This is a genomic window from Micromonospora sp. DT15, assembly GCF_049841475.1.
Taxonomy (GTDB): Bacteria; Actinomycetota; Actinomycetes; order Mycobacteriales; family Micromonosporaceae; genus Micromonospora.
This window is the reverse complement of the sequence record NZ_JBNCKJ010000005.1, coordinates 137,333-149,614: the sequence shown is the minus strand read 5'-3', so window position 1 is coordinate 149,614 and position 12,282 is coordinate 137,333. Positions and strand designations below refer to the sequence as shown.

Annotated in this window: 10 protein-coding genes and 1 pseudogene; 5 read left to right on the top strand and 6 right to left on the bottom strand. The window is 71.3% G+C overall.

Annotated elements, in window-relative coordinates:
* Positions 1-18 precede the first annotated feature (18 nt).
* Positions 19-1,038: a glutathione S-transferase family protein gene (locus tag ACLQ3F_RS13125; RefSeq protein WP_425848908.1), complete on the top strand. Its 1,020-nt coding sequence runs from the start codon at positions 19-21 to the stop codon at positions 1,036-1,038.
* Between the two features lie 359 nt (positions 1,039-1,397).
* Here the strand turns inward: ACLQ3F_RS13125 and ACLQ3F_RS13120 are convergent, their stop codons facing one another.
* Positions 1,398-2,360, bottom strand: a complete 963-nt coding sequence (locus ACLQ3F_RS13120) for a complex I subunit 1/NuoH family protein (RefSeq protein ID WP_355005693.1) — start codon at positions 2,358-2,360, stop codon at positions 1,398-1,400.
* A 458-nt stretch (positions 2,361-2,818) separates the two neighbouring features.
* Positions 2,819-3,415: pseudogene (locus tag ACLQ3F_RS13115) on the bottom strand (NADH-quinone oxidoreductase subunit C); the annotation flags it as partial.
* Positions 3,416-3,520: 105 nt separating this feature from the next.
* Between ACLQ3F_RS13115 and ACLQ3F_RS13110 the strand changes: the two are divergent.
* Positions 3,521-4,567, top strand: a complete 1,047-nt coding sequence (locus ACLQ3F_RS13110; protein ID WP_357257464.1) for a glucose 1-dehydrogenase — start codon at positions 3,521-3,523, stop codon at positions 4,565-4,567.
* Positions 4,568-4,583: 16 nt separating this feature from the next.
* Here ACLQ3F_RS13110 and ACLQ3F_RS13105 read toward each other — a convergent pair whose 3' ends face one another.
* Positions 4,584-5,900: a DUF2252 domain-containing protein gene (locus ACLQ3F_RS13105; protein ID WP_425848905.1), complete on the bottom strand. Its 1,317-nt coding sequence runs from the start codon at positions 5,898-5,900 to the stop codon at positions 4,584-4,586.
* Between the two features lie 71 nt (positions 5,901-5,971).
* A complete protein-coding gene (locus ACLQ3F_RS13100; RefSeq protein ID WP_355005696.1) occupies positions 5,972-6,553 on the bottom strand; it encodes an NADH-quinone oxidoreductase subunit B in 582 nt (193 codons plus the stop codon).
* Positions 6,554-6,748: 195 nt separating this feature from the next.
* On the opposite strand from ACLQ3F_RS13100, the gene ACLQ3F_RS13095 reads away from it, so the two are divergent.
* The 3 genes from ACLQ3F_RS13095 (at position 6,749) to ACLQ3F_RS13085 (ending at position 9,307) form a co-directional block, all read left to right on the top strand.
* Positions 6,749-7,309, top strand: coding sequence for an RNA polymerase sigma factor (locus ACLQ3F_RS13095; RefSeq protein WP_357200977.1), 561 nt, complete (start codon positions 6,749-6,751; stop codon positions 7,307-7,309).
* Complete coding sequence (locus ACLQ3F_RS13090; RefSeq protein WP_425848902.1) at positions 7,302-8,507, top strand: hypothetical protein; 1,206 nt, start codon at positions 7,302-7,304, stop codon at positions 8,505-8,507. The genes ACLQ3F_RS13095 and ACLQ3F_RS13090 overlap by 8 nt, the downstream gene beginning before the upstream one ends.
* Before the next feature lie 242 nt (positions 8,508-8,749).
* Entirely contained in the window at positions 8,750-9,307 is a 558-nt protein-coding gene (locus tag ACLQ3F_RS13085; RefSeq protein WP_357257460.1) for a SigE family RNA polymerase sigma factor, read from the top strand.
* A 58-nt stretch (positions 9,308-9,365) separates the two neighbouring features.
* On the opposite strand, the gene ACLQ3F_RS13080 is transcribed toward ACLQ3F_RS13085, so the two are convergent.
* Together ACLQ3F_RS13080 and ACLQ3F_RS13075 are read right to left on the bottom strand one after the other, a co-directional pair.
* Positions 9,366-10,874, bottom strand: coding sequence for a pyridoxal phosphate-dependent decarboxylase family protein (locus tag ACLQ3F_RS13080; protein ID WP_425848900.1), 1,509 nt, complete (start codon positions 10,872-10,874; stop codon positions 9,366-9,368).
* Positions 10,871-12,271, bottom strand: coding sequence for an MFS transporter (locus ACLQ3F_RS13075; RefSeq protein WP_425848897.1), 1,401 nt, complete (start codon positions 12,269-12,271; stop codon positions 10,871-10,873). The genes ACLQ3F_RS13080 and ACLQ3F_RS13075 overlap by 4 nt, the downstream gene beginning before the upstream one ends.
* Positions 12,272-12,282: the final 11 nt, after the last annotated feature.

The window sequence follows — 12,282 nt, the reverse complement described above, 5'->3', positions numbered from 1 at the left end:
CCAGACCGGGAGGGCGACGTGGGCGAGGAAAAAGGCGGCAAGTATGTCGAGCCGGGCGGCGAGTTCACCCGCGACCAGCGGTACATCGCCACCCGGATCACCGAGGACGGGCGCGACGGATACCCGGTCGAGCCCGGCCGGTACCGGCTGGCGGTCAGCCGGGCCTGCCCGTGGGCCAACCGACTGATCATCGTGCGGCGGTTGCTCGGCCTGGAGGACGCCCTCTCGATGGCGGTGGCCGGCCCGACCCACGACGCCCGGAGCTGGACCTTCGACCTCGACCCCGGCGGCCGGGACCCGGTACTCGGCATCGAGCGCATCCAGGAGGCGTACTTCAAGCGCTTCCCCGGCTACGAACGCGGCATCACAGTGCCGGCGATCGTCGACGTGCCAACCGGCCAGGTGGTGACCAACGACTACGCGCAGATGAGCCTGGACCTGTCCACGCAGTGGAGGGCGTACCACCGCGAGGGCGCACCGCAGCTCTACCCCGAGCACCTGCGGGAGCAGATCGACGAGGTCAACGCCGTGGTGTTCCGGGACGTCAACAACGGCGTCTACCGGTGCGGGTTCGCTGGCAACCAGGAGGCGTACGACAAGGCGTACCACCAGCTCTTCGACCGGCTGGACTGGCTCACCGAGCGGTTGACCGACCAGCGCTACCTGGTCGGCGACACCATCACCGAGGCCGACGTGCGGCTGTTCACCACGCTGGTCCGCTTCGACCCGGTCTACCACGGCCACTTCAAGTGCAATCGGCAGAAGCTCAGCGAGATGCCGGTGCTGTGGGCGTACGCCCGGGACCTGTTCCAGACTCCCGGTTTCGGCGACACCATCGACTTCGACCACATCAAGCGGCACTACTACGAGGTTCACCGCGACATCAACCCGACAGGGATCGTGCCGCTCGGCCCGGACCTGTCCAACTGGCTCACCCCACACGGTCGGGAAGCGCTGGGCGGCCGCCCCTTCGGCGACGGCACCCCACCCCCACCCCCGGTCGAGCCCGTTAACCCCGCCCACACCCCGCTGCCCTAAACAGCAACCCTCGCCCGCGCCCCGCGCCCGCCCGCGCCCGAGCTCTACCCCACATCCCCGCGCGCCCGCCTTGCCCGCCGCGCCCGCCCCGCCTGCGCCGTCGATCTTGCAGTTTCGGTTGCCGGTTCGAGCAGTTTGCCCCCTTCTGTCGGCACAGTAAGTGCAAGATCGCGGGTCGGAACCTCTCGACCCCGTCGATCATGGAGTTGTGGTGCCTGAATTACTCCTGTACTGGCGGTTTGTCACCCACCACAACTCCATGATCGACGCAGCAGGGGCGGCGGAGCGAGCGGGGCGGGGCAGCTGAGCGGGGCCGCACGGCAGGGCAGGGCCGCACGGCAGGGCAGGGCCGGGCGGGGTTACAGCGCTATGCGGACGGCTGCGGTCAGGACCAGTTGCGCCAGCGCGGCCGGGACCAGGACCAGCCAGCAGAGGCGTTGGAGTTGGTCCTCGCGTAGGCGTGGGTAGGAAACCCGGAGCCAGATGATCACGAAGGAGACCGCGAAGATCTTGAGCAGCGTCCAGAGCCAGCCCAACTGGTCGTCGGCGAACGGGCCCTGCCAACCACCCAGGAACAGCACAGTGGTCAGCGCGGCGATCACCACGATGCCGACGTACTCGGCGAGCAGGAAGAACGCGAACCGCAGACCGGTGTACTCGGTCATGTAGCCGAAGACCAGCTCCGAGTCGGCCACCGGCATGTCGAACGGTGGTCGACGGATCTCGGCCAGCCCGGCGACGAAAAAGATGATCATCGCGGGTGCCTGCCAGAGCAGCCACCACGGCTGCCACGCCTCGACGATGCCCGACAGGCTGAGCGTGCCGGCTGCCATCGCCACCGACGCGGCGGCCAGCACCAGCGGCAGCTCGTAACCGAGCAGCTGGGCCGCCCCGCGCAACCCGCCCAGCAGGCTGTACTTGTTGGCCGACGCCCACGCCGACATCAGCACCGCCACCACCCCGACGCCGACCACGGCCAGCACGAAGAAGAGGCCGATGTCCAACGGTTGCCCGACCAGGTCGTTCGGACCGAGCGGAATGACGAGCAACACCAGCAGGTAGGGCACCAGGGCCACCGCCGGCGCCAACCGGAACACCGCCCGGTCCGCCTCGCGCGGGGTGATGTCCTCCTTCTGCACGAACTTGACCCCGTCGGCCACGAGCTGCGCCCAGCCGTGGAAGCCGCCCGCGTACATCGGGCCGAGCCGACCCTGCATGTGCGCCATCACCTTGTGCTCGGCCTGGCCGACAAGCAATGGCAGGGTGAGGAAAGCGACCACCACGCCGCCGATCCGGAGCACCAACTCCACCCAGAGCGGCATCAGGCCGTACCCCCGTCGTGGTCGCTCCGGCCATCGCGGCCCGGCGGGTCCGCGACCGGCTCGCCACCCGACGCGGCCGAGCCCTCGCCGGGCTTGTCCGATGCGGCCGCGCCGGACGCGACGTGGCCGATCTCGTCGACGCCGGGCACGTGCTCGGTGGCCGGCCCGCCGGACACGGGCTCGGCAGCCGGGCCGTCGCCAGGTTGGTCAGGTGCGGCCGCGTCGGGCGCGGGCTGGTTGGCCGGGCCAACGCCGGACACGGGCGCGGCAGTCGGGCCGGTGCCAGGTTGGTCAGGTGCGGCCGGGCCTGCGTCGGGCGCGGGCTGGTCGGCAGGGATCGGGCCGTCGGTGGTGCCGACCGGTCGGGGAGTACGCGCCGGACGGGCCCCCGGGGCGGGCCGCGCCGGACGCTCACGGGCCGGTCTGGCGGGGGTGCCGCCACGCGGGCCCTCCCCCACTCCACCGGCGCCGGCCGGGGTGGGCGTGGGCCCCCACTCGCCCGGAGCGGGTACGCCCGGCGGGCGGATCGGTCGACGCCCGCCGCCGGCCTCGGACTCGCCCGGCTCCTTCGCACCCGGCCAGGGCTTTGCCACCCGGGAAGCCAGCACGAACTCCTTGCGCAACGGGTGACCCTCGAACTCTGGCGGCAGCAGCAGCGGCAGCAGCTCTTCATGCCCGGCGAAGTCGATGCCGAACATCTCGTGCGTCTCCCGCTCGTGCCAGGCGGCTCCGGGGTAGACGTCGACCACCGAGGCGACAGTGGGCGCGCTTCTCGGCAACCGGGTACGCAGCAGCACGCCGTGCCGCAGTCGCGTTGACCAAAGATGCGCCACCACGTCGAAGCCCTCGGTCAACTCGTCAACGGCGGAGAGCCAGTCGAAGAAGTCACAGGCCAGCTCGGCGTCGTCACGGGCGGCCGAAACCGCTGTGAGCCAACTCGTGGGTGGCACGTCGATGGTGGCCCGGGCGAAACGTTGCCCGCCGGAGACCGACGGCGTCGCCTCAGCCGGCGCGAGCAGCGCGACCAGTCGAGCGCCGACCTCTTCGGGAGTCATGCCGCTGATCCTAGTGCCGGCCGAGGCCGCACCTGGCCGCCGCCGATGCCCGGCGATCTGCCAGCTTTGGGCGCGGCGTGCGCCTGGGCGGGGAAAGATGAGGACGTGCGCGCTGTGACGGTAAGACCTGGGGTCGCCAACTCGCTGAGCCTCGTCGACGATCAGCCGGAGCCGGCTGCCGAGGAGGGCTCTGTCCTGGTCGAGGCGCTGGCGGTGGGGATCTGCGGTACCGACCACGAGATCATCGCCGGGGAGTACGGCGAGGCGCCGCCGGGTGCCGACCGCCTGGTCATCGGGCACGAGTCACTGGGCCGGGTGATCGAGGACTCCAGCGGCACCCTGCAACCCGGTGACCTGGTGGCCGGAATCGTCAGGTACCCCGACCCGGTGCCCTGCCCGAACTGCGCGGTCGGCGAGTGGGACATGTGCCGTAACGGTCAGTACACCGAACATGGCATCAAGGCACTGGCCGGGTTCGCGCGGGACCGCTGGCGGGTGGAACCGCGGTTCGCTGTCGCGCTCGACCCGACGCTGGCGCAGGTGGGGGTGCTGCTGGAGCCGACAAGTGTGGTGGCGAAGGCCTGGGACCACATCGAGCGGATCGGGCACCGGGCCGAGTGGCAGCCGCAGACAGTCCTGGTGACCGGGGCCGGGCCGATCGGTCTGCTGGCCGCGTTGCTCGGCACCCAGCGTGGGCTCACCGTCCACGTACTGGACCGCAACACCGAGGGGCCGAAGCCGGAGCTGGTCGCCGGGCTGGGTGCCACCTACCACACGGTGCCGGTCAACGACCTGCCCTTCGAGCCGGACGTGGTGATCGAGTGCACCGGCGCTCCCACGGTGGTCCTCGACGTCATGTGCAAGGCCGCCCCCACCGGGATCGTCTGCCTGGCCGGGGTGTCCAGTGGTGGCCGGAGCATCGACTTCGACGCCGGGGCGCTGAACCGGGCGCTGGTGCTGGAGAACAACGTGGTGTTCGGCTCGGTGAACGCCAACCGACGACACTGGACCATGGCCGCGCAGGCGCTCGCCCGCGCCGACCAGGTCTGGCTCGAGTCGCTGATCACGCGGCGGGTGCCGGTGAACCGGTACGCCGACGCGTACACCCCCGGGCCGGACGACATCAAGGTGGTGCTGGAGTTCGCGTCCTGAGCGACGCGGCGCCCGATCAGATGCCCGGCAGTCGACCGTTGCGGAACAGGTCGACGAAGAGCTGGTGGTCCTGGCGGGCGCGCACCCCGTACGCGTGCGCGAAGTCCACCAGGTGGGCGACGAATCCCGACTCGTCGGCGTCCACCGCCGCGACGATCGCCTCCTCGGTGGAGTAGTCCACCAGGTCGTGACTGGATTCGTCGTCGGCGACCGAGTGCATCCGGGCCACCGCCCGACCGAGGTCGACGAGAACGCCGGTCAGTTCCTCCGGCTCGTTCACGTCCGACCAGTCCAGGTCGGCGGCGTACGGGGAGACCTCGGCGACCAGCTGACCGGCCCCGTTCAGCTCGGTGAAGCCCAGCCACGGGTCGGCGTGCGCCTGCAACGCCCGCTGCGACTCGGCGGTCCGGTGCCCCTGGTGCTGGAAGTAGCCACGGACCGACTCGTCCGTGACGTACCGCGCCACGGCCGGCACCTGCGCCTGCTTCATGTAGATGACGACGTCGTTCTCCAGCGCCTGGGTGTGCCCCTCCAGCAGCAGGTTGTACGACGGCAGTCCGGCCGAGCCGATGCCCACCCCCTTGCGCAGCACCACGTCCTTGATCCGCGCCGCCACCGGGCGCAGCTGCGTCGAGGCGTTTGGCAGGGTGCCCAGGTATTCCTGGAAGGCGGCGCTGACCAGGTCCCGGGTGGCGTCGTCGATCTCGAAGACGCCGTCGCCGATGGAGAAACGTCGCTCGTAGTTGTCGATGGTGGTCTGCGTGGCGAGCAGGTCCACGCGGGTGTTGAGCCGGGCCTGTTGAAGCACCCGGCGTAGCACCCCGTCGGCGTTGTCCAGGGTGATCGAACCGATCGCGTCGTCACCGCCGGCGGCGATGGCCCGCAGCTCGGTCAGGTACGACCGGGCGAACCCGGCAACCAGCTCCCCGATCGCCGTGTCGGAGAGCGCCTTGCCGTAGCCGAGCAGCGCCACGCTGGCCGCGAGCCGTCGCAGGTCCCAGGTGAACGGCCCGACGTACGCCTCGTCGAAGTCGTTGACGTTGAACACGAGCTGCCCGGAGGCGTTCATGTAGGTGCCGAAGTTCTCCGCGTGCAGGTCACCGTGGATCCACACCCGGCTGGTCTGCTCGTTCAGGAACCGGTCGTCGGCGAAGTCGCCGAGCTGGTCGGCGTAGAACAGCGCGGCGCTGCCCCGGTAGAAGGCGAACGGCGACGCCGCCATCTTGCGGAACTTGCGGCGGAAGGCGGCCGGGTCGATAGCCATCGACGCGCCGAACTCCTCGGTGAGCACGTCGACGATGTGGGCGGAGCGCTGGTCCCCTGAGCTGCTCATAGTGCGCAGGCTAGTGCGGCGGGTCCACAACGAAGTGGCGAACGACCCGTCGTGGGTGGCGACGGATGCTGTCAGGTCGCGGCTGGTGGGCGTACCGGCGGGGCGGTGAGCGAGTCGACCGAGCGGGGGGCGGCGGCCTCGCGGGGCGGGGCGTCCAGCGGCGCGGCCAGCACGTCCCGTTGCGGCACACCTCCGATGCCGGACTGCTCGGCGGCGATCTTCTCCTGTAGGCGCAGGATGCCGTGCAGCAACGCCTCCGGCCGGGGCGGGCAGCCGGGCACGTACACGTCGACCGGGATGAGCTGGTCGACGCCCTTGGTCACCGAGTACGAATCCCAGTAGGGGCCGCCGCAGTTGGAGCAGGCGCCGAACGAGATGACGTACTTCGGCTCGGGCATCTGGTCGTACAGGCGCTTGATCGCCGGGGCCATCTTGTCGGTCACCGTGCCGGAGACCACCATCAGGTCGGCCTGGCGGGGGCCGTGGGCGAACGGGATCACGCCGAGTCGGATGAAGTCGTGCCGACCCATGCTGGTGGCGATGAACTCGATGGCACAGCAGGCCAGACCGAAGTTGAACACCCAGAGCGAGTAGCGGCGCCCCCAGTTCAGCACGAACCGGATCGGCTCGCCGAGCACTGCCGGCAGCTGCACGACCGCCCCCTCTCCTCACCGACAGTGAATCACAGCCGGCGTCCGTGCGGTCCGGCGGTGATCGGCCCGAGCGGCTCACCAACTGTCCCGGAGCCGACAAGGATCGGCAGCGATTGACGCGCAACCTACCGGTGCGCTCGCTTGTGTGACCGGTGCTGGCGAACACGATGCCGGCAGTCGCCACGGGGAGGACAAGTGCTTGTGACACGAGATGTGCCGGTGGGTGGGCGCCCACCGGACCCACCGGGAGCCGCGACCTCCGCGCCGGCAGAGCTGGTCTTCGACGACTTCTACCACGCCCACTACCGCAGCCTGGTGGTGCAGCTGACGGCGTACACCGGTGACCGGGGGCAGGCACAGGACCTGGTTCAGGAGGCGTTCTGTCGGGCGTACGCCCGCTGGGACCGGCTCGCCGGATACCAGGACCCCCTGGCCTGGGTCCGTCGGGTCGCGTGGAATCTCGGACACAACCGCTGGCGGCGGCTGCGGACCGCCCAGCAGTGGGTGCTGCGGCAGCGGGAGACACACGTCGCGGAGCCGAGCCCCGACCGGGTCGCCGTCGACACCGCGTTGGCGAAGTTGCCGCCGAAACAGCGACGGGCCGTCGTACTGCACTACCTCGCCGACCTGACGGTCGCGGAGATCGCCGCCCAGGAACAGGTCGCCGAAGGGACCGTGAAGTCCTGGCTGCACCGGGGCCGAACCGCGCTCGCCACTCACCTACGCGACACGAATGAGGAGGTGCGGGATGTCTGAGCAGGAGATTCTTGACCTCGCCGAAGAGTTCGCCCGTTACCGCCGTACCGCGCTGGCGGAGGTCGAGGCGCCAGGGCCCGCCGCCGTTCGACGGACCGTACGAGGCCGCGGCCGACGCCGGCTGGCTGCCACCGCCACGACGGCGCTTGCCCTGTTCGGCGGGTCGGCGGTCGGATACGCGGCGTTGAGCGGCCCGGACCATCGGCCCGGTCCGGTCGACCCGACGCCGAGCATCTCGGCGTCACCGACGCCAACGCCGACGAGTCCGACCCCCAGCCCTGCCGGGACCAGTGCCGGCCCGACCATCGGGGTGCCGGACGGCCGGTTCAGCCGGGCCCAGCTGCTGGGCGTGCCGGTGACCCTGCCGGCGTGGCGGGCCGGACGAGGCTGCCCGACGTCGCAGACGCGGCTCACCGGCGACGCCCGGGAGGGCGCGAACTGGCTTTTGGCGCTCGACCACGGCGACATCGACGGAGACGGCGCGGTGGAGACCGTCGCTCTCGTGCAGTGCGTGCTCGGCACCCGCGGGCCGATGCAGGTGGTCGCCTTCGACCGCGACGAGGAAGGAAAGGCGACGACTGTCGGCCGGGTGGTCGCGACCACCATCGACAAGCCGGAGTGGCTGTTCGCGCTGGACGTCGTGGGCGACGGCACGGTTCGCGTTCAGGTCGGTGACATCGCTCCCGGGGGTGGCTGGAACGCCAGGTGGTCACAACGGCAGTGGCGGGGCTACCGCTGGAAGGGTGACGCCTTCAGCCAGGTCTCCGGGCCGACCAGCTTCGGTCCGAACCCGAACCTGGCGGACGTCTCCGTCACCACCGGTGACCTCGTGCTGAGAACTGCCGACGACGGCTCCCGGACGGGTACGGCCACGGTGCGGATCCGTAACCGGGGCACCGGCCCGGTCGCCCACGTGGTGCTGCGGTTGGGCGTGCCCGCTGTGGTGCGCGCGGACGTCGACGGGTGGGGCACGTGCGCGGGCGTCCACGACAGCGTCGAACCGATCACCTGCCGCCTGGGTCAGCTGGCCGCCGGGGCGGAGATGCGGTTGGACCTGGACTTCCGGGTGCTCGAAGGGATAACGCTGAGCACGAACAAGGCGGACGTGGACGTCCAGCCGATGGACAGCGAACGTGACGTCCTGCCGGACGTCAACAGAGCCGACAACCTGGTTCAGATGACGTTGACCTACGGCTGACGGTCGCCCACCAAGGGGGCGCTGGCCCCGCGTCCGACCCCGCCTCGCCACTCAGTCCCCCATACGACAGTCGATCCACAGCGTCGGCGGCAACCCCGAGGCCCGTTGCGGGCTTCTACGGGGGTACGGCGCGCCGAGCAGGGCCGCCGACGGCGGGGACCACGGGAAACGATCCCCGCTGAGCGAGTGGTACGACCGCCTCGGGTACGGGCCCGACGGCGAACGGGGAGGCAGTGACAGTGATGACGGGGACCCGTGCCAACGAGCCACCGGCGGCCATTGCCGCGGAGGCCGGAGAGCGCAGCACGACAGAGAGCTTCGACGACTTCTATCACGCGCACTTTCGCAGCGTGACCAGCCAACTGAGTGCCTACGTCGGCGACCTCTCGCAGGCCCAGGATTTCGCGCAGGAGGCATTCTGCCGGGCACTGACCCGGTGGGACCAGCTGGCCCGGTACGACGACCCGGTCGCCTGGGTCCGGCAGGTCGCCCTGAACCTCGCCCGGAGCCGTTGGCGGCGGCTCCAAACCGCGCGCAACCACCTGCTCCGGCAACGGCGGGTCGAGGCCACGATGGCCGGGCCGACGCCCGATCGGGTGGCGATCGACGCCGCGCTGGCCCAACTGCCCGCCCACCACCGGCGGGCCGTCATCCTGCGCTACCTCGCCGACCTGCCGGTCAATGAGATAGCGAGTCAGGAGGGGGTGGCCGCGGGCACCATCAAGTCCTGGCTGCACCGCGGCCGGGCAGCGCTGGCGGAACTGCTCGACGAGAGCATCGAGGAGACCGGCAAGGTCTGACATCGACCCGCGGCTACGGGCCCGGCCGGAACTGAAGGCCGGGCCCGTAGCCGCACGGTCAGCTCGGCGCCCAACTGGGGCGTTGCAGCAGACTGACGAATTCCACGAGCAACCGCTCGCGCAGCGCCGATGGCGCGGCGTCGAGCAGTGTGTTCACCAGTGCCATCCGCTCCGGCAGCGGTCCCGCGTCCGACCCCTCCTCGCCACCCAGGCCCAGCCCGGCGGCCAGACCGATGATCAGGTCCGGGGTCAGCGCCTCGGGGGTCAGCGCGCCGACCAGTGCCGCCAGCTCGGCGGGCAGCCGCACCGGGCCGGCGGCCCTGGCTGCGGCCACCGCGGCGGTCAGGTCCGGCCCGAACTCGGCGACCCGGGGCGCGACAGCGGCGGTCACCGTGAGGTGCACGCTGGCGGGCAGGCCGTCGTACGACAGCTGGGGTTGGGTGTGCCAGCCCCGCGCGGTCAGCTCGTCGACCAGGACGAACAGGTCGGGGCCACCGTCGGTGGCGGTGAAGCAGACGACTGTCGACTCCGGCTCGGCCATCAGCCGCAGCCCGTCGACGGCGCGGACCGCGTCGGCCAGCCCGGCCACCGCGTCCCGGGTGAGGGCGGTCAGCCGCAGGTAACCCTCGTCGCCGAGGTGCCGCAACGTGGCGTACGCGGCAGCGATCGGGCCGCCCGAGCGGGTGGACGCGATCACCGGATTGATCATGGTGTAGCCGGGCCAGTCGGCGTACGCGAAGTACTGCGGGACGCGCAGCGTGGCATCGCGGTGCAGCAGCACCGACACCCCCTTCGGCGCGTACGCGTACTTGTGCAGGTCGACCGAGATGGAGGTGACCCCGGGCACCGCGAAGTCGAACGGCGGCACCGGCTCCCCGAGCCGACGCAGGTACGGCAGGGTCCAGCCGCCGAAGCAGGCATCCACGTGGCAGCGCACCCCGGCCTCGGCCGCGGCGGCCGCGATCTGCGTGACCGGGTCCACCACCCCGTGCGCGTACGACGGCGCGGAGCAGGCGACCAGCACCGTCTCCGGGCGGATCGCGGCGGCCATCGCGGCCGGGTCGGGACGCAGCGTCTCCGGGGAGACGGGCACGACGTCCAGCGCCACCCGCAGGTAGTGCGCCGCCTTGGCGAATGCCGCGTGTGCGCTCGACGGGACCACGATCCGGGGTTCGGAGATCTCCGGGTGGGCGTCCCGGGCGGTCTTGACGGCGAGGATCAGTGACTCGGTGCCGCCGCTGGTGACGCTGCCGACGACGTCCGGGGCGGTGGTGCCGGGGCCGGCGCCCAGCACCCGGCCGGCGGCGCCGACAAGCGCGTTCTCCATGGCCAGCAGGGACGGGAACGCGGTCGGGTCCAACCCGTTGACGTGCGCGCTCTCCCGGTGGGCGGCGGCGGCCAGCTCGTCCAGCCCTGGGACGGCCGGGTCGTAGACGTAGGCGAACAGCCGTCCCCCGTGGGTGGGCGCGTCACCCGCCCGCAGTTTGCGCACCTCTTCCAGAACCTCTTCCGCCGGAACCCCGGTGGCGGAAAGTGCTCCGGCCTCAACCCTGCTCTCGTCGATCATGGGGTAACGGTGCCCTTCTCGTGGCGGTCAACGCTCTCGTCCCCCAGCACAACTCCATGATCGACCAGGTCGCTGTGGGCGGTGAGGGTGTACTGGCGGAGCAGGAGGATCGGCGGCGCGATCAGCAGCGCCGGGATCAGCGTGAAGCCGAGGAGGACGCCCATCCTCGCCGTGTCGGACTGGGCCGCCGCCGAGCCGGTGTCGGAGGACACGTAGCCGGAGAGCTGGAGCACCAGTCCGTAGATGCCCGGGCCGAGCGCCAGGCCGAAGGTCTCACCGGCGGTCCACAGCCCGGTGAAGACGCCCGCCTGCCGTCGGCCGGTGCGCGCCGTCTCGTGCGCGATGCAGTCCGGCAACATCGCCAATGCGAAGACCTGCTGTCCGGCGTACCCCACGCCGATCAGCGCGACCAGGAGATAGACGGCAACCGCCGGCAGCACCGGCGCGGCGACCAGGGCGAAGGCCCCGACGGCAAGGATCAGCGAGGCGACCACCAGGGCGGTGCGCTTGCCCAGCCGGGCACCGATCCGGCTCCAGATCGGCATCACCAGCAGCGCCGGCCCGACGAAGCAGACGAAGAGCAGGGTCGGCCCGCTCTCCTCGTCGCGCAGGATCTGCCCCGCGAAGTAGTTGACCCCGGCCAGGATGGTCGCCACCCCGGCGGACTGCACCACGAAGCAGATCAGCAGTGCCCGGAACGGAAGGTTGGCGCCGGCCACGGCGAGCTGGGCGCGCAGCGTCGGCTCGCTCTCGCCCACGGTGCCGGTCGGCGCGGACCGGGTGCCCAGGAACGCGCCGAGGGCGCCGAGGGCGATCAGCACCGCCACGAACAGGCCCATCCAGCGGTGCCCGGCCACGCCGTCACCACCGGCGCTGACCACCAGCGGCGCGACCGCGCCGGAGACCAGGATGGCCAGCGCCAGCACCGCGATCCGCCAGGTCATCAACCGGGTTCGCTCGGCGTAGTCGCCGGTCAGCTCCGCCGGCATCGCCACGTACGGCACCTGGAAGAAGGCGAACGCGGTGGCGGTGGCGAGGAAGGCGAAAGCCACGTACGCCGCAGCGCCCGAGCCGTTACCGAACGGCGCGGCGAAGATCGACGCGAACAGGACGGCGAGCGCGAGGCCGGCGACGAGCAGGTACGGCCGGCGGGCGCCCCACCGCGACCGGGTGCGGTCGGAGATCCGCCCGGCGACCGGGTTGACCAGCACGTCCCAGGCCTTGGGCAACAGCACCAGCAGCGCGGCCAGCCCGGCGGCCACGCCCAGCGTGTCGGTCAGGTACGGCAGAAGCAGCAGACCGGGCACGGTGCCGAACGCTCCGGTCGCCAGGGAGCCGAGCGCGTAGCCGGCGTGCACCCGTCGAGGCAGCGAGCCGGGGCCCGGCGGCGTTTTCATGGGGCCGAACA

Bases quoted from the DNA above. Each gene is read 5' to 3' on its own strand.
- ACLQ3F_RS13080 (WP_425848900.1), bottom strand. From the start codon at position 10,874: ATGATCGACGAGAGCAGGGTTGAGGCCGGAGCACTTTCCGCCACCGGG.
- ACLQ3F_RS13105 (WP_425848905.1), bottom strand. From the start codon at position 5,900: ATGAGCAGCTCAGGGGACCAGCGCTCCGCCCACATCGTCGACGTGCTC.
- ACLQ3F_RS13075 (WP_425848897.1), bottom strand. From the start codon at position 12,271: ATGAAAACGCCGCCGGGCCCCGGCTCGCTGCCTCGACGGGTGCACGCC.
- ACLQ3F_RS13085 (WP_357257460.1), top strand. From the start codon at position 8,750: ATGACGGGGACCCGTGCCAACGAGCCACCGGCGGCCATTGCCGCGGAG.
- ACLQ3F_RS13090 (WP_425848902.1), top strand. From the start codon at position 7,302: ATGTCTGAGCAGGAGATTCTTGACCTCGCCGAAGAGTTCGCCCGTTAC.
- ACLQ3F_RS13120 (WP_355005693.1), bottom strand. From the start codon at position 2,360: ATGCCGCTCTGGGTGGAGTTGGTGCTCCGGATCGGCGGCGTGGTGGTC.